20 protein-coding genes are annotated in these 21,423 nt (G+C 61.1%); 7 read left to right on the top strand and 13 right to left on the bottom strand.

Features of this window, described 5'->3' with window-relative positions; genetic code table 11:
• Positions 1–56: 56 nt before the first annotated feature.
• Both fbp and OHL13_RS11020 read left to right on the top strand, forming a co-directional pair.
• Positions 57–1,055: a class 1 fructose-bisphosphatase gene (gene fbp, locus OHL13_RS11025; RefSeq protein ID WP_263410179.1), complete on the top strand. Its 999-nt coding sequence runs from the start codon at positions 57–59 to the stop codon at positions 1,053–1,055.
• On the top strand, positions 1,055–1,303 hold the full coding sequence (locus OHL13_RS11020; protein WP_263410178.1) for a hypothetical protein: 249 nt from the start codon (positions 1,055–1,057) through the stop codon (positions 1,301–1,303). Before fbp ends, OHL13_RS11020 begins: the two co-directional genes overlap by 1 nt.
• Before the next feature lie 44 nt (positions 1,304–1,347).
• Here the strand turns inward: OHL13_RS11020 and OHL13_RS11015 are convergent, their stop codons facing one another.
• From OHL13_RS11015 to OHL13_RS11000, 4 genes are all read right to left on the bottom strand, one after another.
• Positions 1,348–2,607: a redoxin domain-containing protein gene (locus tag OHL13_RS11015; RefSeq protein ID WP_263410177.1), complete on the bottom strand. Its 1,260-nt coding sequence runs from the start codon at positions 2,605–2,607 to the stop codon at positions 1,348–1,350.
• A 94-nt stretch (positions 2,608–2,701) separates the two neighbouring features.
• On the bottom strand, positions 2,702–3,397 hold the full coding sequence (gene rpiA / locus OHL13_RS11010) for a ribose-5-phosphate isomerase RpiA (protein WP_263410176.1): 696 nt from the start codon (positions 3,395–3,397) through the stop codon (positions 2,702–2,704).
• 104 nt (positions 3,398–3,501) lie between these two features.
• Positions 3,502–3,720, bottom strand: coding sequence for an exodeoxyribonuclease VII small subunit (xseB, locus tag OHL13_RS11005; RefSeq protein ID WP_263410175.1), 219 nt, complete (start codon positions 3,718–3,720; stop codon positions 3,502–3,504).
• A 153-nt stretch (positions 3,721–3,873) separates the two neighbouring features.
• Complete coding sequence (locus OHL13_RS11000) at positions 3,874–5,673, bottom strand: bifunctional homocysteine S-methyltransferase/methylenetetrahydrofolate reductase (protein WP_399255620.1); 1,800 nt, start codon at positions 5,671–5,673, stop codon at positions 3,874–3,876.
• Positions 5,674–5,881: 208 nt separating this feature from the next.
• Here OHL13_RS11000 and OHL13_RS10995 point away from each other — a divergent pair, with 208 nt between their 5' ends.
• A complete protein-coding gene (locus tag OHL13_RS10995; RefSeq protein ID WP_263410173.1) occupies positions 5,882–7,330 on the top strand; it encodes a hypothetical protein in 1,449 nt (482 codons plus the stop codon).
• On the opposite strand, the gene OHL13_RS10990 is transcribed toward OHL13_RS10995, so the two are convergent.
• The 7 genes from OHL13_RS10990 to dcd form a co-directional block, all read right to left on the bottom strand.
• Positions 7,327–7,974: a hypothetical protein gene (locus tag OHL13_RS10990; protein WP_263410172.1), complete on the bottom strand. Its 648-nt coding sequence runs from the start codon at positions 7,972–7,974 to the stop codon at positions 7,327–7,329. The genes OHL13_RS10995 and OHL13_RS10990 overlap by 4 nt on opposite strands.
• Before the next feature lie 2 nt (positions 7,975–7,976).
• Complete coding sequence (locus tag OHL13_RS10985; RefSeq protein WP_263410171.1) at positions 7,977–8,912, bottom strand: UDP-3-O-(3-hydroxymyristoyl)glucosamine N-acyltransferase; 936 nt, start codon at positions 8,910–8,912, stop codon at positions 7,977–7,979.
• A gap of 137 nt (positions 8,913–9,049) precedes the next feature.
• The gene (locus OHL13_RS10980) at positions 9,050–9,913 is read right to left on the bottom strand and encodes a lysophospholipid acyltransferase family protein (RefSeq protein ID WP_263411647.1); all 864 of its coding nucleotides are present in this window, start codon (positions 9,911–9,913) and stop codon (positions 9,050–9,052) included.
• 106 nt (positions 9,914–10,019) lie between these two features.
• The gene (locus tag OHL13_RS10975) at positions 10,020–11,618 is read right to left on the bottom strand and encodes an ATP-binding protein (protein ID WP_263410170.1); all 1,599 of its coding nucleotides are present in this window, start codon (positions 11,616–11,618) and stop codon (positions 10,020–10,022) included.
• A 91-nt stretch (positions 11,619–11,709) separates the two neighbouring features.
• Positions 11,710–12,402, bottom strand: coding sequence for a lipid-binding SYLF domain-containing protein (locus tag OHL13_RS10970; protein ID WP_263410169.1), 693 nt, complete (start codon positions 12,400–12,402; stop codon positions 11,710–11,712).
• Positions 12,403–12,662: 260 nt separating this feature from the next.
• A complete protein-coding gene (locus OHL13_RS10965) occupies positions 12,663–13,313 on the bottom strand; it encodes a response regulator transcription factor (RefSeq protein WP_263410168.1) in 651 nt (216 codons plus the stop codon).
• 181 nt (positions 13,314–13,494) lie between these two features.
• On the bottom strand, positions 13,495–14,049 hold the full coding sequence (gene dcd, locus OHL13_RS10960) for a dCTP deaminase (RefSeq protein WP_263410167.1): 555 nt from the start codon (positions 14,047–14,049) through the stop codon (positions 13,495–13,497).
• 183 nt (positions 14,050–14,232) lie between these two features.
• Here dcd and OHL13_RS10955 point away from each other — a divergent pair, with 183 nt between their 5' ends.
• A complete protein-coding gene (locus tag OHL13_RS10955) occupies positions 14,233–14,502 on the top strand; it encodes an HU family DNA-binding protein (RefSeq protein WP_263410166.1) in 270 nt (89 codons plus the stop codon).
• A gap of 9 nt (positions 14,503–14,511) precedes the next feature.
• Here the strand turns inward: OHL13_RS10955 and priA are convergent, their stop codons facing one another.
• Together priA and OHL13_RS10945 are read right to left on the bottom strand one after the other, a co-directional pair.
• Entirely contained in the window at positions 14,512–17,004 is a 2,493-nt protein-coding gene (gene priA, locus OHL13_RS10950) for a replication restart helicase PriA (protein ID WP_263410165.1), read from the bottom strand.
• A gap of 5 nt (positions 17,005–17,009) precedes the next feature.
• Positions 17,010–17,651 (bottom strand): class I SAM-dependent methyltransferase, encoded by a 642-nt coding sequence (locus OHL13_RS10945; protein ID WP_263410164.1) that lies wholly within the window; start codon positions 17,649–17,651, stop codon positions 17,010–17,012.
• 88 nt (positions 17,652–17,739) lie between these two features.
• Here OHL13_RS10945 and OHL13_RS10940 point away from each other — a divergent pair, with 88 nt between their 5' ends.
• From OHL13_RS10940 to OHL13_RS10930, 3 genes are all read left to right on the top strand, one after another.
• Positions 17,740–18,150, top strand: coding sequence for a hypothetical protein (locus tag OHL13_RS10940; RefSeq protein WP_263410163.1), 411 nt, complete (start codon positions 17,740–17,742; stop codon positions 18,148–18,150).
• A gap of 283 nt (positions 18,151–18,433) precedes the next feature.
• Positions 18,434–20,671, top strand: a complete 2,238-nt coding sequence (locus tag OHL13_RS10935) for an OPT family oligopeptide transporter (protein ID WP_263410162.1) — start codon at positions 18,434–18,436, stop codon at positions 20,669–20,671.
• Between the two features lie 4 nt (positions 20,672–20,675).
• A complete protein-coding gene (locus tag OHL13_RS10930) occupies positions 20,676–21,212 on the top strand; it encodes a DUF2059 domain-containing protein (RefSeq protein ID WP_263410161.1) in 537 nt (178 codons plus the stop codon).
• Positions 21,213–21,423: the final 211 nt, after the last annotated feature.

Genomic DNA, 21,423 nt, shown 5'->3' with positions numbered 1-21,423 from the left:
GCGGCACGTTGGAATCAAGCAAGCGATAGCATGGGAAGAAAGGGAACGAATAAAACATGACGCAGAAGCAGCAGTCGATGATCACCACGGTCCAGCAGCACATTCTGCAACAGCAGGCCAACTTCCCAGACGCAACGGGTACTTTCTCCTGGCTGCTCTCCGGCATCACGCTTGCGGGCAAGATGATCGAAGCGAAGATCCGCTCGGCCGGGTTGACGGATATTCTGGGCGCGTACGGCAACACCAACGTGCAGGGCGAGCAGCAGCAGAAGCTGGATGTGTACGCCAACCGCGCCATGGAGCACTGCCTTGGCCTGCGCGACAGCGTGGCCGCGCTGGTCAGCGAAGAAGACGACGAGCCGGTGGTCTACAACCGCGACGGTGAGACGGGCAAGTACATCATTGTCTTCGACCCGCTGGATGGTTCCTCGAACATTGACGTGAATGTGAACGTCGGCACCATCTTTTCGGTCTTCAAGCGGCCGCAGTGGGGCGACGTCAATAGCTCCGTGCTACAGCCGGGTTCTAAACAGGTAGCGGCGGGCTATGTGCTGTACGGGCCTTCGACCATCCTGGTGTACACCACCGGCAGCGGCGTGCACGGCTTTACGCTGGACCCCACCATCGGCGCCTTTGTGCTGAGCTGGGAGAACATGAAGATGCCCGAGGCCGGACCCTACTACTCGGTCAACGAGGCGTACCTGGAAGAGTCGGCGCCGGTGTATACCCAGTTTGTGCATGACATGCGGTCGGGCAAAATCGGTCCAAAGCATGGCTCGCGCTATATCGGCTCGCTGGTGGCGGACTTCCACCGCACGCTGTTGAAGGGCGGCATCTTCTTCTATCCGCCGACGGAAAAGACTCCGCTGGGCAAACTGCGCCTGATGTACGAGGCCAATCCGCTGGCCTTTATCGCCGAACAGGCAGGCGGAGCGGCGACCAACGGCACCGACCGCATTCTCGATATCCAGCCCGAGGGCATTCACCAGCGCACGGCGCTGGCCATCGGCAGCAAAACGGAAGTAGAAGCACTCAGGAGCATGTTGAAGGGCTGATGTTCGACGCAGAGATTACAGAGATCCGCGAAGCATCGCGGCAGGGAAGGCAGTCCGTCTGGCAGATTGCGCTGAGCCAGACGGAGTTCGCGCCGGGGGCAACCGGTGTTCTGGAAGCAACGGCACGCAGCGGGGCAAAGCTGGAGGTGCCGGTGCTGGAAGTGCTGAAGGACGACGCCGGAGTCATCTGGCACGTCACCCTGAAGCCGCTGCTGGAGGGAACTCCGGTGGTGGGACGAGTAGCGTAGCAAAACCTGACAGGTCTCCTGATTCGTTTACGAATCAGGAGACTTTATCGGCTGGTCTGCTGTACCTGTGTTGATGCGAGAGGGGTACTCGCCATCTGCGGGCTTACCTCAAACACCGTGATCGGCATTTCCTGTGATCCGGGAATAAGTTCCAGACCGAGAGTTTCTTTGAGGGTGGCATTCAGGCTGTCTACATCGTCTGCAGCGACTTTGAAGCGTGCGTCAAAGGTGCCGTTGATGCCAGTCTCATTCAGAACTGGGGTCTCGAGCCCGGTAGCCAGTACATAGGCCAGGTCGTTCATCGTTCCGTTCATCAGAATGAAGTTGCGGTGCCAGTAGCCTCGTTTCATGGCGTGGGTCGATGCCGACGGGCTAAGCAGTCGTTTGCTGGCATTCGTGGTGCGGAGGATATACGCTGGCTTCGTCATGGTCCGGGGTTCGATCCGTAGATGCAGCGCTGCAAGAACGGCCTGCTGTATCGCCGAAGTGCTGACGGCATCGGGCACGTCGACGAAGTTTACGTGGAGATCGTAACGCCCATCCGCCAGTGGGCTCTTCAGAACATATCGGTTTTCGAATACGTTGAAGGCGGTAGCGAGCAGGCCGTCGGCATCATTGCCAAGGAAGTCGGTTCCCGTAGGCGGGTGATTGACCTGGGAGTACCTTGCGTCGGGAGCAGCCTGATTGACCGAGACCGCAAACAAAGGCCGCACCGCGGAGCCTGCGACGGAGGCGCTGCTTGATTCGATAATCTCCACCGCAGGCTTGAAGGCTACATGCTTGCCTTCGGCCACGGCTTGCAGATCGGCCGTACTGACGGATTCGATCTGTGTGACGGCAGCAACTTTCCCGTTCCCATCCACGATGATGGTTGTCGGTCTTGCATTGACGCCATACTGCTCGAACACCTTGCCGGAAGAGTCGACGCCTACCCATCCGGACATCTTCTTCTTGGATAGAAATGTCTGAATGGGTTTCAGCTCTTCATCATCAATGGAGAGAAACTGAAACTTCTTCGGATCGAGCGATGCCACAAGCTGGTTGAAATGCGGAAGGCTTGCCACACATGGGGAACACCATGTGGCCCAGAACTCCAGCACCACGACCTTCCCCTTAAGGCTTTTCCAGCCGGCCGTCGCTCCTTTTGGCGCTTGCAACAGCTTCAGAGATTCCAACGGAGGGGCCGGATTCCCGGGCGCGGGGTGCGCCCAGAGCGAGGCTGCCCCCGCCAGAAAGAGGAGAACAAGGAGCAGACGATTTCGCAGAAAACCAGTGTGGAGCCGTTCAGGAAAGATTCGCGCCATCGTTTCCCCTCACGGAGGAGTCGCACCGATCATACTCGCAGAGCAGCGGAAATTTTCGTCGTTCCACGCTCCGGTCGGGATGACAGATGTTTCTTTAGAACTTCGTCTCCGGCGTGTATTCCACTACCGAATCCGCACCGGCAACCAGCGCCAGGTCCGCCATATCCAGGAACAGGCCGTGCTCCACCACGCCGACCATGCCATCCAGTTCGGCGGCCAGCACCTCGGGGTCTGCGACCTGCATCGGGTCGCAGTCCAGAATCAGGTTGCCCTCGTCGGTGATGTAGTTGCCGCTGCCGCCCTTTGCCTGGCGGATGCTGCTGGGATAGCCAAGCGCGCGCAGGCGCTCCGTGACCAGCGGCTCGGCCATGGGAATGACCTCGACCGGCAGCTTGAACTTGCCCAGCTTCTGGACGATCTTGCTGGCGTCGGCGACGATGATGAACTTCTTCGAGGCTGAGGCGACGATCTTTTCCCGTAGCAGTTTGCCGCCGCCACCCTTGATCAGCGCCAGACCGGGAGCAACTTCGTCAGCACCGTCGACGGTCACATCGGTCTCGGTGGCCTTGTCAAAGCCGATGATCGGGATGCCCAACTCCGCGCCCAGTTTGGCGGAGTCTTCGGAAGAGGCAATCCCGCGAATCTTGAGACCTTGTTTGACCTTCTCGCCCAACAGCTTAATGAACAGAGTCGCCGTGGAGCCGGAACCGAGTCCGACCACCATTCCGGGTTCGATGAAGTCGAGTGCGCGCTGCGCGGCCTGAAGTTTGAGCTCGTCCTGGGTTGGCATGCAGATAGTTTCAGGGGTGTAAGGCATGGGGTGCAAGGTGGAGGAGGTAGAGATTCTGCAAAAACAGCAGATCCTTCGCTTCGCTCAAGATGACAAATTGCTCTTTACTCCAGGCTCAAATCCTTCGCTTCCAGCTTGCCGTTCTGCTGCTTCATCAACACCTGCAGCTTGCCTTCGGCGGCTTCCAGGTCCTGCTTGCAGGCGGCGGAGAGCGACATGCCCTGCTCGAAGAGCTTGACCGAGTCTTCCAGCGGCAGGTCGCCGCGCTCCAGTTGCTCGACGACCGATTCCAGCGATTTCAGATTTTCTTCAAATGTCGGCATGATTCTTCCCATCAGGGCATGGCTTCAACCATGCCGTTGCTGCTCCGTGAGGAGACGGCTTTAGCCGCTGAGGTATCCAAAGCAAACCGTCAGGGGCTAAAGCCTAATTGTATCGACCGCCCAAGGGCGCGGCTGAAGCCCAGCCCTGGCGAATTACAGCAGGGACTCCAGCACCTTGGCGGCTGCGGCGTATTTCCCAAAGGGCGCGGAGACCTGCACTCCCTCAACCTGCGGTCGGGCGTGGGCCAGCATCTCCTGCGCGATTTTGATGCCTTCGGCGCGGGCGTGGTCGGCGCTCACCTCTCCGGCCTTGTGCATGCGAAGCATGATCTCGTCCGGTACGGCGACCTTCAGGTCGTTTTTCATAAACTCAGCGTTGCGCTGCGAGGTTAGCGGCCAGATACCGGCAATCACCGGGATGCGGAACTGCTCCACGCGGCGCAGGAAGGTCTCCAGCAGGCGCAGGTCAAAGACCGGCTGCGTGATGGCGTACTCGGCGCCGGCGGCGACCTTCAGTTCAAAACGGCGGATTTCATTGTCCACGTCCGCGACGCCGGGGTTGGCGGCGACGCCGATGGCAAAGCCGGTCGATTCGCCGATAGGGTTCTTGCCCAGGTCCAGCCCATGGTTCAGGTTGCGGACGATGTTCACCAGGCCGATCGCGTCGACGTCGAAGACCGCCGTTGCGTCCGGATAATTGCCCAGCTTCGGTGGATCTCCGGTCAGGCAGAGGACATTCTTCAGGCCGATGGACGATGCGCCCAGCATGTCCGACTGCAGGGCCAGCAGGTTGCGGTCGCGGCAGGTGACATGGATCAGCGTTTCAATGCCGATCTTCGTCTGGATCTGCACGCAGAGCGACTGCGCGGACATGCGGGCCGAAGCGCGCGGCGAGTCCGGCACGTTGATGACGTGAACGCCCAGGTTCGCAAGCGTCTGTGCGCCATCCAGCTCTTTTTTGCAGTTGATGCCAAGCGGTGGAACGATCTCCACCATATTGACGAACTGTTTTTCGGCAATCAGACGGGCCAGTTTCGAACGTTCGGCAAAGGCGGGCGGCTGCACGGGAACCAGTGCGGCGTCGGTGACCCCGGCTTTTGCCGTCAGCTGGGCGTCAATCGCACGCAGGGCAGAGCGCATGGCCTTGATATGGATGGGCGTGGTGCCGCAGCAGCCGCCGATGAAGACAGCTCCAGCCTTTGCGAACTTGCGGGCAAAGCTCGCCATGTACTCGGGTGAGGTCAGGTAGATATTGCGGCCATCCACGGCGCGGGGAAGCCCGGCGTTGGGCATGGCGGCCAGCGGCAGGTGGGTCACGGCGCGCATGCGCTCGATGACGTCCAGTACGGCGTGGGGTCCGGAGCTGCAGTTGCAGCCTACGGCGCTGGCGCCGGCAATGGTCAGACGGGTGGCGGTCTCTTCGGCTGTGGTGCCATCCAGCGTGTTGCCGTTGTCGTCCACGGTCACCATGACGATCAGCGGCAGGTGCGGTGCAAGGTCCTTGGCGGCGCGGATGACGATTTCGGCCTCGGCGACCGAGGGAAAGGTCTCGGCGATCAGCAGATCGGCTCCCGCGGCGGCCAGGGCTGCAATTTGTTCCGCAAATGCGTCGTGGGCCTGCTGCGCGGTTACGGTGCCGTTGGGGGCAAGGCGTGCTCCGAGGGGGCCAATGGCTCCGGCAACATAGGCGCGGGTGGCGGTTTTTTCCTCGGACTGCAGGGCGGCCTTGCGGGCCAGGCTGACGCCGGCGTGGTTGATCTCCGACACCTTGTCAGCCAGTCCGTAGCGCGCCAGGCGGATGGCGTTGGCTCCAAAGGTATTGGTTTCAATCATCTCCGCGCCCGCCTGGAGGTACTCCTCGTGGATGGAGCGGATCAGTTCCGGCTGGGAGATGTTCAGTTCGTCGTAGCAGCGGTTGATAAACACGCCGCGGGCGTACAACATCGTGCCCATGGCTCCGTCACATAGAACAGTGCGGCCCGGGGCGAGCAGAGTTTCGAGCAGGGATTCCGACGATTCGACCATGACAGATAGGCAAGTACCAGTGTAGCGGGAATAGGGCAAGGGGGTAGGCGCTTGCTTTATACTTAGGGGAAAAGTTCAGGCGGTTTTTCACCGCAGTTTGCTACCGCCGGGCGGTGGGCTGGAGTCCGTTACTTTGATGAAGCGTAAGTTGTATGTATTTGCAGCCCTGACCGCTGTGGCCCTGGTGCTGAGCGCCTGTGGTGTTCGCTACTACAAGTTCCCGCAGTACACCTACGCCGGACGTCCGATTCCGCCGAGCAAGTTTGCGTATCGCGTTCTGGCGTCCTATTCCAGCACGATCAGCGGCGGCCTGCAGATTCTGGACGCGCAGCGTGATCTTCGCAACAATATTTTCGATGCGAACTCCACGTACAGCATTCAGGGGTACTCCGGCACCTCGCCGAGCCCGATCCTGAATCTGCCGGAGCAGGTTACCGGTTTTGTCTACTCACAGGGCGACGGTTCCCTGGCGGCCATCAACTATGGCACGGAGCAGAGCAGCGGCGCGGCCGCAACACTCTCGAACCTGTCCTCGGTGCCCGATGGCATCAAGGTTTCTACCGATCTGTCGACGGTTTACTCCGCGCAGGAGGCAGCAGGTCAGCTGCAGATGGTCATCCGCGGCTCCACGCAGACCAGCTACTCCTTCAACCTGCCGAACGTGAACCGTGTCTTCGTCAATCAGGGCAATACGGTGGTGCTGGCTACACGCCGCAACAGCGACTCGATCTACCGCCTGGTGAAGCTGAACAGCAACCAGGCGGCGCCTCCGGGCGCGGTGGACTGCCAGCCCTACCAGCTGCCGGCCTACTGCATCGTGCAGGTCTCCGGATCGTTTGACCGCCCCACGGGGGTGTACTTCTCCAATGACGGCAGCCAGGGTTATGTGCTGAACTGCGGTGCGGAGTGCGGCGGAACCACCGCCAGCGTCAGCTTCCTGAACCTCTCGAACCTGACCATCTACAACATTCCCACGGTTACTCCGGAGCCGAACTACGTGGCCCAGACGGTGCCGGTGCCCGGAGGCGTGACCGCTGCCCTGGTGGGGGGCTCTACGCTCTACCTCAGCGGGCAGCAGCTGCTCTCAGACGGTTACTGGACAGGAAACCTGTCCACCATCGACCTGACGACGAAGACGGTGACGGGCAAATACTCCATCTCGGACGGTTCGCACACCAAGATGCTCTTTGGCGACGACAATACGCTGTGGATCGGTTCGCAGAAGTGCGCTACCGGCGAGCGTGCGTACCAGTCCTCGCTCGGCAATGCGACCCAGGCTGCCAATTACAACTGCCTGACGCGCTTTGACCGCTCCGCCAACACGGTGCAGATTGTGCCCTCGGTGAATAAGAACGCCGGAACGACGGTGAAGTATCCCAACCAGGATTACAACCAGTACTACTACGGCGACCTGACCGGCTTGTGCTGGGTGCAGAGCCTGCACAAGATGTATACCGCGTATGGCGGCCAGATTCACGCCTTCAACACCGCCGATGGTTCCGAGATCAACAACAGCCAGATCACCATCCAGGGAACAGTTCTGGATGTTGCGTTCATGGACGCTCTGACCAACTTCGACAACTAGAGCAGACTGAGTCTTTGTCCGGAAGCGCTGCCCTCGGGCGGCGCTTCTGTGTTTAACCGCGAAGCCAGCCATGCCAGCAGCTCCGCGGAGTATGGCTCGCCCGCCGTGTAGGCAAAGTGTGGCTTGCTGAGCACCAGCCTCTGCGAGATGCCCTGCCAAGCCGGCTCCTGCAGAGGCTCTGTCAGCAGAAAGGCATCGGCGCGATCCAGAACATATTGCGCCGAGGGCTTGAAGTCAACGACCCCGGGTGACAGCACGGCAAGATAGAGGTCCGGGCGGAGCAGGCGGATCACGGAGTTCGATTCCAGGACATTGTTGGCGGCCTTTGCCAGCTCCATACGCAGGCGGGGCATGGCCTCGGCCAACTGGCCCTGCCGTGTGCGCAGCCAGAGCGACCGTGCTGCTCCTGCTGCCAGGTAGCGGCTGGTGTCGGTGCCGGTCTCTGCGTTCCGTTCTTCGCTCAGGGCAAGCGTGTGGTCCGCGGTCTGGCAGTCGCAGGGCTCGCCGTTGGCGGAGCAAACGCTATGCCCGTACTGCGTGATCTTGACCGCTGTCCAGTCCTGGGCGGGGAAGCTGCGGATCAGCTCGCAGACGGCGGAGGTCTTGCCGATGTTGCGCGTGTGTCCGCCGACGACCACCAGCATGGCTAATCCTTGCGCAGCTTCGCCAGGTCGCGAAGATACTGCTTCAATGGCTGCGCAGGCCGTCCCCAGAAGACCTGGCCGGGCCCATGCAGCTTCTTGTTGGAGAGCACGCCGGCTCCTCCGCCAAGAATGACGTTGGGTCCGACGGTAGCCTTCTCGCCAATGCCGACCTGTCCACCGAGAATGGCACCGTCCTCGATCACGGAGCTGCCTGAGATGCCGGTCTGCGCCGCAATGACGACGTTCTTTCCGATGCGGCAGTTGTGGCCAATGTGGACCAGGTTGTCGATCTTCGTGCCGCTGCCGATGCGTGTTTCTTCCAGAGCTCCGCGGTCGATGGTGGTGTTGGCGCCGACCTCGACATCGTCCTCCAGCGTGAGCGTGCCCTGTTGCGGAAACAGCGTATAGCTCCCGGAGGAAGAGCGCGCATAGCCGAAGCCCAGCGAGCCGAGCACGGCGCCGCTCTGGATCATGCAGCGCGCGCCCAGTGTTGTGTCCGCATGGATGGTGACACGGGGTGCGATCACGCAGTCGTCCCCCAGGGTGACGCGGGCCTCCAGGATCGCATAGGCGCCGATGCTGACCCGTGCGCCAAGGATGACCGACTCGTGGACGATCGCCGTGGGATGAATCCCGGCCTGCACTGGTGCGGAGAGATGCCGTGCCGCGTAGGCAAACGCCAACCGGGGGTCTTTCGTCAGCAGAATGCGGGGGTCTGTAATGTTGTTGGCCAGCGTGGGCCGGGTAAGAATGGCTCCCGCTGCGGAGCGCAGGGCGGTGTCCAGCGTCTTTTCATCGCTGGCGAAGACCACGGCATTGGGGGTGGCGCTGAAGATCGCGGAGACACGCCGGATCTCTCCCGGACCCTCCTCCGCCGAGGCAAATGTGGGGCAGCCGGAGGCCGTAATCTTTTCCGCAAGTTGTGACAGGTCAAACATGTCGACTTCCTCTGTCCACCAACTTACTTTGTCTTGGTGCCTTTGTAGAGTCCCTCAGTGGAGCCTTTTCTGGTCCAGTTCCACTTCCTGGATCGTCGGGCGATCCAGGCCTAAGGAGAGGCGTTGACGGGAGGGGGCTAGTAGAGCTTGGCTTCACCCTCAGGGCGGGTCTTCCAGCGGCGGTGGACCCATAGCCACTGGTCAGGATACTCACGCACATAGCGCTCAATCTCGGCGGTAAAACGGGCGGTGTTGGCGATGGCGTCCAGCTCATCATCGCCGGTGCGTACCAGCTCGACCTCCGGGCCGAAGTGCAGCACGTATTTCTTCTCGGCATCGTTCCAGAGCAGGAAGCCCGGCACCACGGCGGCGTTGGTCTTCAGAGCCACGCGCGCCAGGCCGGCGCCGGTGCAGGCCAGTGTGCCGAAGTAGGGAACAAAGACGCCCTGCGGCGGCGTCATGTTGGTGTCCATCAGGATGCCGACCGTCTGGCCCTGATGCATGGCCCGCAGCAGGCCGCGCGCGGAGTCGTCCTTATGGACGACGCGGTTGCCGTGCAGGCAGCGAATGCCGTTCACAAAGCTGTCGACCAGCGGGTTATCCAGCCGCCGGATGACCATGGCCATGGGGAAGCCCCGCAGCGAGTGGAAGTAACTGGAAAGCTCCCACGCGCCCAGGTGGCCGGTAATGACCAGCACGCCCCGGCCCTTGTCGCGGGCGTCCAGGTAGTTGTTCAGGCCCTCGTAACGGATAAAGGTGCTGGCATACTCGGACGTGTAGCCGGGCATCTGGCAGAACTCAGCCATCTGCCAGCCGAGGTGGCGGTACAACGACCGCAGGATGCCATCACGCTCGGCTGAGGGCATGGCCGGGAAGGCTATTTCAAGGTTTCGCATGCCGGTCTTGCGCAGCCGGCCCAGCAGGTGGAAAGCTATAGCGCCGATGCCGGCTCCGACCATGCGCGCCAGGGAGCGCGGAAGAATGCGCAGGCTGGAGACCATCACCCAGAGCAGGGCGAACTCCAGCCGGTGACGGAAGGTAACGGGTTTGAGCGTGTCTGCTGCCAAAGCAACAGTTTAGATGGGGAAGACGGGGCGCGCTACCGGCCTATGCCTCAGACGGAGGGCTGAGTGGCAGAAAGACCTCGAAGCATGTTCCGTGGGCGTCCTTGTCCGTGCTGCTGGTCACGCTGATCCGGCCCCCGTGGCCTTCCACAAACTGCCGGGAGATGAACAGGCCGATGCCGGTGCCAATGGTGCTGCGCGTGGTGAAAAATGCCTCGAAGATGCGCTCCAGGTTCTCCGGAGCAATGCCGGTCCCGGTGTCCTCAATGCTGAAAATCACGCCATCGCCGGGCTCCGGGGTGTCCTTGACGGAGACGCGCAGGGTACCGCCGTTTGGCATGGCGTAGATCGAGTTGGTGATCAGGTTTGAGATGACCTGCAGCATCTCGCCCTGCCGCAAAACCGGCTTCCGCTCGGACGTAATGTGCTGCTCAACCTTGATCCAGAATGCCTGGCAGCGGGGCTCGTAGACGCGCAGGGCATGTTGCATCAGTTCCGCCACGGAGACCGGCTTCGCCGAGGCGTGCTCGCGGTAAAAGCCCAGGGTCTGCTTGGCGATATGGGAGACGCGCGCCAGCTCCAACTCGGCCGTATCCAGATATCCGATGCCGTCCGGGTCCACGATCATGGGCCGCAGCAGGTACAGCAGGTTGATGACCGACTCCAGGGGGTTGTTGATCTCATGCGCGATGGTGGCTGCCATGCGCCCGGTGGCGGCGATTTTTTCAGCCTGAAGCAGGGACTGTTCCATCCGCTTACGTGCCGTGATGTCGCGCAGAATCTTGGAGGCGCCGACGATTCTTCCCGTCTCGTCCTTGAGAGGAGAGACCGAGAGCGAAACATCGATACGATCTCCATTCTTCGTCAAGCGGACCGTCTCGAAGTGCTCCAGCCGCTCCCCGTTCCGGATCTTGCTCTGGATGATGGCCTCGTCGGTATGCAGTTCCGGAGGGATGAGCTGCAGGATGGACTGGCCGACGATCTCCTCCGCGGTGTAGCCCAGGACGCGGCTTGCTGCAGCATTCCAACTGGTGATGACGCCATCCAGGCTTTTGCTGAGGATCGGGTCCTCGGAGCTGGCTACAATTGCCGCCAGTTCGCTCAGGTGCCTGGCATGGGCATTTTCCTCGCTCTCCCGTCCCTGGAGTTGCCGGCGGAGCCGTGCCATCTCCAGTGCGCTTGCCGTTTGCGCGGCAAGCGAGACCAGGCAGGTCTCCATCTGGTCAGAGAATGCCTCATTCTGTTCGCTGCCATAAAAAAAGACGCCCGCTCCCGCCTCGGGCGAGGACCGGAAGGGAACCGCCAGATAGCTGCGGAAGTTTTTTGAGAGGAGCTGTGGCGGGATCCAGGATGGCTCTGAGAGAAATGCTCCGCCGTCCAGACGGAGAACCTGTTGGGGAATCTGGAAGGCTGGCAAAGCCTCTACGGCAGGAGCTGTGCCGGAGGTGACGCAGAGCGGGGCACCTCCCGAAGGCGGGGAATAGAAAAGCAGCCCCGTCTGCGCTCCGCTGAGAGCACATCCCGCATCGACCGCCGTCTGCAGAAGCGCCTCGACCTCGTTGACGGTCGACAGCCGTTGCCCTGCTTCCAGCAGTAGCTGGAGTTTCTCGTCGATCTCAGAGGAAGACAGAGGCAGGCTCATGGGTGAGGATGTTCCATCATAGTCATGCTGTTTTGTTTCGCAAAAAGAAAAGGCCGCCGAAAGGGCGGCCTTTTTCCTGAAAGAGGACGGGTTACTGAGCGGCCTTTGAGGTTACGAAGTACTTGGCTACGGTGCGTACAAAGGGCTGAGCCGCCGACGGGGCCGGGGTGTTGCCCTTCAGGATGGTCTCGAACGGAATGGCCGAACCGTAGAAGTCGCGGGTGTCGGTATCGTTCTGCTCAAACCATGCACCCTCCAGATCGATGCCCGCGAACAGGCCCTTCGAACGGGAGTAGGTCAGCAGTTCGGCGTTCAGCTTCCAGTCCGTACCGGCCTGTGCATTGCGGCCCACCGGACCGGCGGAAGCGGCAGCGTCGCCACCAATCTTGAACTTATTCTTCAGCATGTCCTGCATGCCCTTCTGGTTCATGGCGATGATGACCAGGTCCGTGGCCTGTCCGCCGATCTGGAAGCCAAAGCTTCCGCCAGTCAGTTTGACGAAGACCGGAGCCGACCAGCCATGGCCGGTGCGGCAGGTGGTAACGCCCTGGCCATACTGTCCGCCTACAACAAAGGCAGCCTTCTTGTACGAAGGAATCACCGTCACGCAGTACGCGCTGGCAAGAATGCTCTGCGGAATCGACTTATCCGGCGTCGCCATGATCTCTGTCAGCACGCCCTCGGCCGACTGCAAACGCTCAACTTCCTTTGAGGTGTCCGCGGCGTGTGCCAGCGGCGCCAGAGTCATGACCGTCCCACACAGTGCTGCTGCAAGCTTTTTCATTGGTTCGTCCTTTCGGGCGCGAATGCGCCTCGTCTAATTGAATGGATGGACGGGGGAAATCAGAAGTTGTACGGGGAAATGAAGGGACAAAAAAATGGGGGCTGCGTACCCGGTTTGTGCCGTATCCGTCAGCCCCGCTTCTCCCAGGTCTGTGTTGCTTGGATTACTGTGCGTGGTTACGCATGTGTGCGCAACAGTACGGAGGTCTGTCGACGTAAGTGCTAAAAAAGTTTACTGATAAGTAAATAGGAAAAAGTTACCTATTTCTTCCGTCCAGAGATGGGAAAGAGATGCTGCATCGCATACATAGTCAAGGAGATACGGTTCGCAACCCCTACCTTCCTCATCAGCCGTCCGACGTGCGCTTTGACGGTTGACTCGTCAATCTGCAAAGAGAGGCCAATCTCGCGGTTGGACCGGCCTGCGGTCAGCAACTCGAGAACCTGAACCTCTCGCGGAGTGAATTCCGGCGGATCTGAGGACGGCCGGCCGCCCGAGGGATGGCTGATCAGGTTTGCGAGCACCTTGCGCGGCGCCCATACGGAACCGTCGCGGACGGCATCGATCGCCATCTGGAAGTCACGTTCGGAGGCAGAATAGGCCAGGTAGCCGCGAGCCCCGGCTCCGATGACCTTCTGGATATATTCCGGGTCGTTATGCTGGCCCAGGACAACGATCCGAATCCCCGGGTGGGTGCGTGTCAGCGATGCCAGCAGCACCAGCAGGTGCTCGGTCGCCTGCGAATCGATGATGAGGATGGAGAGATCGCTTTCCCGGAAGCTTCCCGGAACGGTGATCGGTACCACCTCGATATTCGATTGCTCGAAGATTGCTTCAAGCCCGGCCAGGCGCACCGGGTCCGTCGCCATCAGCCCCAGACGGAAAGGGTGGTTCGTGGACTCTTTTGCCATATTTTCCGCAGATTTTTACTCAACAGGTGCTGCGGGCGCGGCACGAAAGGGGCTGTGCTGCGCCTGGGATGGACAACAGGGACGCTTGGGCTAAAGTTACGCAGGAGCTTGCTCAGCGAATTACTGCGGGCACGACCGGATATACCGTGCAATGCCTGGGATAAAGAAAAAGAACGTTGATTTAGAGCTTCGGCAGGACGATGCCCTGCTGGTTCTGGTATTTCCCTCCACGGTCGGCATAACTGACTTCGCAGATTTCGTCCGACTGGAAGAAAAGGATCTGGCAAAGGCCCTCGTTGGCGTAGACACGCGCCGGCAGAGGGGTTGTATTCGAGATTTCGAGGGTCACAAAACCCTCCCATTCCGGCTCAAAGGGCGTCACATTGACGATGATGCCGCAACGAGCATAGGTGGACTTTCCAACGCAGATAGTGAGCACATCCCGAGGAATCTTGAAGTACTCGATTGAACGTGCCAGAGCGAAGGAGTTTGGCGGAACGATGACGGAGTCCGCCTGAACGGTGACAAAGGAGCGCTCATCGAAGTTCTTCGGGTCGATGATGGCCGAATTGACATTGGTGAAGATCTTGAATTCGTCGGAGACCCGCAGATCGTAGCCGTAAGACGACAGTCCATAGGAGATGACACCCTCGCGGACCTGCTTTTCGCTGAAGGGGCGGATCATTCCGTGTTCGATGGCCTGCTGCCGAATCCAGCGGTCGCTCTTGATGGACATGTCTGGGGTGAATCTCCTTGGGACAGATACCAGGCAGCGCATTAAATGGTGCCGGAAAAGGCAATCTTACGGGACTGTATGCGCGTTGACAATCTTTTCAACGCTTTCTACCATCAGCACAGGAAAGAAGGCGTTGTCACAAAGGCCTTTTTCTGAATTTCTTTGTTGCGAGGGCAATCCCAGGTGATCAAGCAGGATCTTATTCAGCGGATTGTGGATCGCACAGGTCTTCCCCGAACCAAGGCCGAAGCTGCGGTGGACACGATCTTCGAAGCAATGAAACAGGCGCTTGCCACGGGAGACCGCATTGAACTGCGCGGTTTTGGCGTCTTCAACGTGCGTCCCCGCAAGACCGGAATCGGACGCAATCCGCGCACCGGCGCCGAGGTCAGCATCACTCCAGGAAAAGCCGTACGCTTCAAACCCGGCAAAGACCTGCAGGTCATCGGCTAGCCTACTCCTTTACATCAGGTGAACGGCATCCACATCGGCGATGATGGCCGCGCGTGGAATCTGCTGTGTCTCTGCGTGCGCAAGCATGGCGCGCAGCGCCTCCGCCAGTGCGGCACGGCTCTCTGACTTCAGCACAAAGTGGAAGCGGTAGATCTTCTTGATGCGCGACAGCGGCGCCGTGGCCGGGCCGATGATGCGGACCTTCGGCAGCGGTGTCTTCTCCACGAATCTGCCGAGCTCAGCCGCCCATCCGGCGGCCTGTGCCAGCTCATCGCTCTGGATCACCAGGTTGGCCAGTGCGGTGAAGGGCGGGTAGTGCATCCAGCGTCGGTACTGCAGCTCCTTCTGCACAAAGGAGTGGTAGTCATGCTGCTGGGCGAACTTCATGGCGTAGTGGTCGGGGTGGTAGCTCTGCACCACGACGCGTCCTGGCTTGTCGCCGCGACCGGCGCGTCCGCTCACCTGCGTCAGCAACTGGAAGACGCGCTCGGCGGCGCGGAAGTCCGGCAGCCCCAGAGCGAAGTCCGCACCCACGACGCCCACCAGCGTGACGCCGTGAATGTCGTGTCCCTTGGCGATCATCTGCGTGCCGACCAGAAGGTTGATCTCGCCCGAGTGCAGCCGCGTGAGCAGGCGTTCCATGTCGGCGCGGCCTCGTACGGTATCGCGGTCCATGCGGCCGATACGGGCGTTGGGGAAGAGCTCGATGAGCTTCTCCTCGCCCTGCTGCGAGCCCGCACCCAGGTAATACAGGTGCTCAGACTGGCACTTGGGGCAGACCGAGGGCACGGTGCGCCGGAAGCCGCAGTAGTGGCACTCCAGCCGCTGGCCTGCCTTGGCGTGGTCGTCAAAGTCATCGGCGCGGCCATGTTTGTGGTACGTCATGGCGATGGCACAGTTCTGGCACTCGATCTTCTCGCCGCAACTGCGGCACATGACTACGAAGCTGTAGCCGCGGCGATTGAGAAGGATGATGGCCTGCTCCCCACGGTCTAGCGCTGTGCGTGTTTCCTCCAGCAGCGTGCGCGAGAAGAGAGCGTCCTGCCCGGTGTGCTGGAACTCGGCGCGCATGTCGATCAGCTCAACCTCCGGCAGCGGACGGTTGGAGACGCGGTCCGGCATCTGCAGCAGCGTGTACTTGCCGCGCTGGCCATTGTGCCAGCTCTCCAGCGAGGGCGTGGCCGAACCGATGGCGATGGCCGCTCCATTCAGCCGAGCACGGACAATGGCTGTGTCGCGGGCGTGATAGCGCGGCGTCTCTTCCTGCTTGTAGCTGCCATCGTGTTCTTCGTCGACGAGGATCAACCCCAGCTTGGGCGCAGGCGCGAAGATGGCCGAGCGTGTGCCGACCACAACCGGAGCCTCGCCGCGGCGGATGCGGTGCCACTGCTCCGCGCGCTCGTCCGGGGAAAGCTGTGAGTGCAACAGCGCCACCTGCGAGCCGAAGGCAGCGTGAAGCTGCGCGGCCATGGCGGGCGTAAGGCCAATCTCCGGCACAAGCAGAATTGCGGCCTTGCCGCGGTCCAGCGCAGCCTGCATGGCGGCGAAGTAGACGGCGGTCTTGCCGCTGCCGGTCACGCCATAGAGCAGCGTCGGTTTGAACTCGGCTGGAGGCGCATCCAGCGAGGCGATGATGGCGTCTGCAGCGGCCTTCTGCTGCGGATTCAGCGTGTGCTCGTGCGCGTGCTTCTTGCCAGGTACATGCACTCCGCTCAGGTGGAAGCTCTCGGGCACCTCTTCGATACTGACCAGCCCGCGGCGGACCAGGGTTCCGAGGGTCGTCTGCGGAAGCTGCAGCCCGCGGGTGTCGGCCACCTTCATGCGTCCGCCCACGGCGGCAAGTTCGGCCAGCAGGCGCATCTGGTTATCGTTCAGCTTGGGCAGGCGAGCGTCAGGGACGAGAACGGCGACCTTCTCCAGCCGCCGGGCGTCGCGCTGCTCGGCGACGGTCTCGCGGACCAGCCACTTCTTGCGCACCATTCCTTCCAGCAGCGCCTTGTTTGCCCCGGTGGCCGAGCGGATCTTCCCCGGCCGCGCGGCTTCGCCCGCCTCCAGCAGGTTCAGCACGGCGTACTCGCGGTTCTGGTCCTCGGGCGAAAGTTTGCTGCGGCGCGAGGAGCCAAGCTCCGCACCCTGGTAAAGAATCTTCTGGCCCACCTCGGTAATGCGGTAGGTGACGTCGCGCTTGACCTCGGCCATCAGCGGCAGCATGCCGCGCAACACCTCGCCCAGCGGAGCCAGGTAGTAGGCGGCGATCCAGTTGGCCAGTTCCATCAATTCGGCGGAGAGCACAGCCTCGGTGTCCAGCACCTGCTGGATGGGTTTGGTGTCGATCTCCGGCGGCGGAGCGTCGTCGTGCACTTTCACCACCACGCCCATCAGCTTCTGCCCGGAGAAGGGCACCAGCACCCGCGCGCCCACGGCAGGGACTACGCCGTCCACCGCATAAGTAAACGGGCGGTCCAGCGGGACAGGCAGGGCGATGTCAGCGTAGCGAGGCACTTCTCTTAGGGTATCGGGGAATGCGGTGTGGAAGCGTGGGTCAGTGGCTTGCGCAGCACCCACGTGGTCATGCAGCGGTAATCCTGCACGATGGTGGTTTTCAGGGGATCGACCAGGACGGCTTCCATGGTCGCGGTATAGTCCAGCAGCATGGACTCATCGACCAGGAACCACTCCTGCCCATCGCCCACGATATAGCGGTTTTCGCCGACCTCTTCAAAGTCCATGCCGATGCGCGAACCCAGCCGGCAGAACAGCATGCCGCCCGGCCTGACCGCACGCCACAGCCCGGCCAGCATGGCGTGGAAGTGGTCGTCATCGCGGGCAAAGTGCAGCACGGAGTTGCAGATCACGACGTCGGCAAACTCTTCCGGAAAGGGCATCTCCTCAATCGCCGCTACCTGGAAGTTCGTCTCCGGAAGGCCCGTCTCAAGCGCAGCCGAGAGACGGCGCACATGGTCAACGCCCGCGGGGTTGGCGTCGACGGCAAAGACCCTGCAGCCCTCGCGCAGCAGGTGCACCAGGTTGCGTCCAAAGCCGCAGCCGGCGTCCAGCACCGTCATTCCGCCGGTAATGTTGCCACGGAGAATCTGGTCGAAGACGTAGATGTCGATCTGTCCGAACTGTTCCTGGAGGGTAAGCGGCATACCTCCACCTTACGTTGTTTGCCGTGCCGGCATCGGCGATACACTCGGTCGGGTGAGCAGTCAGAATCAGCCGGTTGAATGTGTCTTCGTGGAAACTATTGCGCGCCTGCCCGCGGCCATCCGCGGATCGCGCCCGTTTGTGCTCCTGCTGTTGATGGATGCCGACGAGGTGTACTCCGGCGAGATCGAGCTGGTGGCGGCGCAGCTGCTGAACAAGGGGCTGGCCTACTTCGGTGTGTGGGGGCCGGAGTGTATCCGTGTGCGCGGGGTCTTTGAGCGTTCCATGGAGCGTCTGGAAGATGCTGTGGAGCACGAACTGCCGCAGGTCAGCTGCGTCTCACACGAGGATGACAATGTGCAGGACACGGTCTGGGAGTTCCTCAACATCTACTGGCCGGGCGAGGAGTTTGAGAATCCACGCTGGATCGCCGCCGTGGTGAAAGATAAAAAGCTGGCGGCGCGAGTGCAGGCTTTGCTGGCAGATACAGAGCGGGTGTAAGGCATCCCTGGTTTCTTTTCGATCCCTAATTGCTTTCAGCAAAACACCCTGTCATCTCGACCGGAGCCCCGAAGGGGCGCAGCAGAGAGACCTGTATTTGAGTGAGGTGAGAGGGAAATGCGGGTCACTCCACTGCGCAGGACACACTGCGGTTTCCTGCTGCGGCCGGGGTGACATATCCGCAAGAAACACAAAGAATGCGCCTTCTGGCTCCATCAGCAATTCTGATCTCTTCCATCGGCCACGCTGATACACTCCTCCTCACGACAAGGATTGACCGCCGATGGCCCTAGAGAACTTCCGCCCCTTTGTTCCCGCCAATGAAACCCGACCCGAACTCACCTTCCGCGCGCTGATCATTGGCGCGCTTTTTGGTGTGCTGTTTGGCGCGGTCACCGTGTATGTCGGTCTGAAGGCCGGTCTGACCGTTGCGGCGTCGATCCCGATTTCGGTTCTTTCCATCTCGATTCTGCGGGCGTTTGGACGCTCGTCGATTCTTGAGAACAACATCGTGCAGGCTACCGGGAATGCCGGGCAGTCCATCGCCTCGGGCGTGATCTTTACGCTGCCCGCGCTCATCTTCCTGGGCTTCGACCTGGAGGCCTCGCGCATCTTCGCGCTGGCGTTGTTCGGCGGATGGATCGGTGTGCTCTTCATGATTCCGCTGCGTCGGCAGTTGATTGTGGAAGAGCACGGCACGCTCACCTATCCCGAAGGCACGGCCTGCGCCGATGTGCTGATTGCGGGCGAGAAGGGCGGCAGCTTCGCCTCGCGCATCTTCCTCGGGCTCGGGCTCGGTGGCCTCTACACGCTCTTCCAGAACGAGAACCTCTTCGGCCTCTTTCCCGGCACGCCCAACTACCAGCCGGATTACGGCGAACAGCACCTGCTGCGCGGCTCGGCGATTCGTGCCGACGTTACGCCGGAGTATCTCGGCGTCGGCTACATCATCGGCATCCGCGTCGCGGCCATCATGCTCGCCGGCGGCGTCTTCAGCTGGCTGGTGCTGATGCCTGCCATCGTCTTCTTCGGGGGACACCTGCCGGGGCCGCTCTATCCCGGCACGGTGCCGATTATGCAGATGTCGCCTTCAGACCTGTGGCGCACCTATGTACGGCCGATGGGTGCGGGAGCGGTGGCCTGCTCCGGTTTGATTACGCTGCTGCGTACCGCGCCGACGATTGTGAGCGCGCTGACGGCAGGTTTCCGGAAGAAGGGGAGCGCATCGTCTGTCTCGGCGGAGGAGAAGGCCAGTCGCACCGAGCACGATATCCCGATGAAGTGGGTTGGTCTGGGGTCAGTCGCGCTGGTGGTGCTGATGGTTGCATTTCTGCAATTCAAGCCTGTACCAGGAGCGCAGGTAGGCCTCTTCGCCAATATCGCTGCTGCGGTTCTCGTCGTGATCTTCGGCTTCCTCTTCGTCACGGTCTCGGCGCGTATCGTCGGCATTGTCGGTTCGTCGGCCAGCCCGGTCAGCGGCATGACGATTGCCACGCTGATGGCCACAGCCGCGATCTTCCTGGTCAAGGGATGGACGGCCCCGGCCTTCGGTGCGCTGGCCATCACCATCGGCGGCATCGTCTGCATTGCGGCCTCGAATGCGGGCGACACCTCGCAGGACCTGAAGACTGGCTTCCTGATCGGCGCCACGCCGTGGAAGCAGCAGGTGGCGATTATGGTCGGCGTCATCGTCTCGGTCTTCTCGATTGGAGCGACGCTGAATGCGATGAATACCGGTCTGGAGACCTTTCAGAAGATGCCCGCACCACGCGCGTTGAATCTTGCCGCGTTGCCGGAGGGCGTGACCAGCAATGGCAGTTTCACACGCAGTCATATTGAGCTGACCAGCCACGATGAGCAGGGTCACCAATCCAAGCAGGCGCTTGACGGAACGCAGAGCTATATCCTGCTGAATGCCATCGGCTCGTCCACGCTCGAAGACGGCAAGTATCTCTACAACCCGGCCACCGGGCTGGCAGAGGTGCAGTGGGTGCAGGGTATTGGCAGCGAGAAAGCCGCCGCACCGCAGGGCCGCCTGATGGCCACGGTCATCAATGGCATCCTGTCACGCAAGCTGGCCTGGGGATTGGTGCTGCTGGGCGTCGCGCTGGTCATCGTGGTGGAACTGCTCGGCATTCGCTCGCTGACCTTTGCCGTCGGCGCGTACCTGTCGATCGGAACGACGCTGGCTATCTTCGTCGGCGGTGTTGTCCGCTGGATGGTCGATCGCGCTTTGGAGAAGCATCGTGCAGCGAACGCTATCCCGGGTGATGAGCTGGCCTCGGAGGAGATCTCTCCGGGCTCGCTCTATGCTTCAGGTCTGATCGCCGCCGGCGGCATCGTCGGCCTGCTGGGCGTCTGCGTTAAGCTCTATGAGAACCTGCAGGAGACCACCATCTGGCGCTTCCCGGAGACCAACGCCCTCCACAAAGACTGGGTCTCGGTCATCGGTTTTGGCCTGCTGGCGTTTTCGCTCTACTACTTTGCCCGTAAACCGCTGGACCAGAAGAAGGAGCAGTAAATCAATGCGTAGATTATTTCTCGGAGCAGCCGTTCTTCTGCTGGCCATGCCTGGCGTTTCCCGTGCGGACGATGCCACAAAGCGTGCCAAGGTCGAAGAGATCCTGCTGGTGACCAAGTCGGACAAGGTCTTCAACACGATGGTGGAGAACGGCATGAAGCAGGGCGAACAGGCGGCCATGTCGCTGTTTGAAGATTCATCCAAGATGACGCCGAAGGACAGGGAGATTCTTACTCGCTTTGAAGGCAAGATGCTGGCGACCTTCAAAGCTGAGTCCGGCTGGGAGACGATGAAGCCCGAACTGGTGGATCTGTATGCCAGCCTCTATACGGAGGCGCAGGTAGACGGCATTCTGGCTTTCTACAAGTCGCCCGCAGGGCAGGCCATGATCGAAAAGACCCCGGAGATCATTGCGAAGTCGTCCGCAATTGCCCAGGGGCATTTCCAGCAGATGCAGCCCAAGCTGCAGACTCTGTTCATGGAGTTCAAGACCGAGGTTGAGGCGGCGCACACGCCTGCTGTCGCCAAGCCGAAGCCGTAACCCATCGACAAAAGCGCACCAAAAGCCTCGAACGCACCGTGCGCTCGAGGCTTTTGTATGTTTGGGCGGCCTACGGGTGCGCTTATGGCTCCCGAGAGGTCTGACCACTGGATTTTAATGTTCTTAAGCAGACGTATGGTGTTGAGAAAGCCGTAGTCGGCGCAGTTCCTGCTGTTTCGTAAGTGATTGATTTCAGGTGTAAATGAAACGT

This window comes from Terriglobus tenax, from assembly GCF_025685395.1.
In the GTDB taxonomy this organism is placed as follows: Bacteria; Acidobacteriota; Terriglobia; order Terriglobales; family Acidobacteriaceae; genus Terriglobus; species Terriglobus tenax.
Note: the sequence above shows the minus strand (reverse complement) of the source record. Positions and strands in the feature narration are given on the sequence as shown.

Bases quoted from the DNA above. Each gene is read 5' to 3' on its own strand.
- fbp (WP_263410179.1), top strand. From the start codon at position 57: ATGACGCAGAAGCAGCAGTCGATGATCACCACGGTCCAGCAGCACATT.
- OHL13_RS11020 (WP_263410178.1), top strand. From the start codon at position 1,055: ATGTTCGACGCAGAGATTACAGAGATCCGCGAAGCATCGCGGCAGGGA.
- OHL13_RS11015 (WP_263410177.1), bottom strand. From the start codon at position 2,607: ATGGCGCGAATCTTTCCTGAACGGCTCCACACTGGTTTTCTGCGAAAT.
- rpiA (WP_263410176.1), bottom strand. From the start codon at position 3,397: ATGCCAACCCAGGACGAGCTCAAACTTCAGGCCGCGCAGCGCGCACTC.
- xseB (WP_263410175.1), bottom strand. From the start codon at position 3,720: ATGCCGACATTTGAAGAAAATCTGAAATCGCTGGAATCGGTCGTCGAG.
- OHL13_RS11000 (WP_399255620.1), bottom strand. From the start codon at position 5,673: ATGGGCACGATGTTGTACGCCCGCGGCGTGTTTATCAACCGCTGCTAC.
- OHL13_RS10995 (WP_263410173.1), top strand. From the start codon at position 5,882: ATGAAGCGTAAGTTGTATGTATTTGCAGCCCTGACCGCTGTGGCCCTG.
- OHL13_RS10990 (WP_263410172.1), bottom strand. From the start codon at position 7,974: ATGCTGGTGGTCGTCGGCGGACACACGCGCAACATCGGCAAGACCTCC.
- OHL13_RS10985 (WP_263410171.1), bottom strand. From the start codon at position 8,912: ATGTTTGACCTGTCACAACTTGCGGAAAAGATTACGGCCTCCGGCTGC.
- OHL13_RS10980 (WP_263411647.1), bottom strand. From the start codon at position 9,913: ATGGTCTCCAGCCTGCGCATTCTTCCGCGCTCCCTGGCGCGCATGGTC.
- OHL13_RS10975 (WP_263410170.1), bottom strand. From the start codon at position 11,618: ATGAGCCTGCCTCTGTCTTCCTCTGAGATCGACGAGAAACTCCAGCTA.
- OHL13_RS10970 (WP_263410169.1), bottom strand. From the start codon at position 12,402: ATGAAAAAGCTTGCAGCAGCACTGTGTGGGACGGTCATGACTCTGGCG.
- OHL13_RS10965 (WP_263410168.1), bottom strand. From the start codon at position 13,313: ATGGCAAAAGAGTCCACGAACCACCCTTTCCGTCTGGGGCTGATGGCG.
- dcd (WP_263410167.1), bottom strand. From the start codon at position 14,049: ATGTCCATCAAGAGCGACCGCTGGATTCGGCAGCAGGCCATCGAACAC.
- OHL13_RS10945 (WP_263410164.1), bottom strand. From the start codon at position 17,651: ATGCCGCTTACCCTCCAGGAACAGTTCGGACAGATCGACATCTACGTC.
- OHL13_RS10935 (WP_263410162.1), top strand. From the start codon at position 18,434: ATGGCCCTAGAGAACTTCCGCCCCTTTGTTCCCGCCAATGAAACCCGA.
- OHL13_RS10930 (WP_263410161.1), top strand. From the start codon at position 20,676: ATGCGTAGATTATTTCTCGGAGCAGCCGTTCTTCTGCTGGCCATGCCT.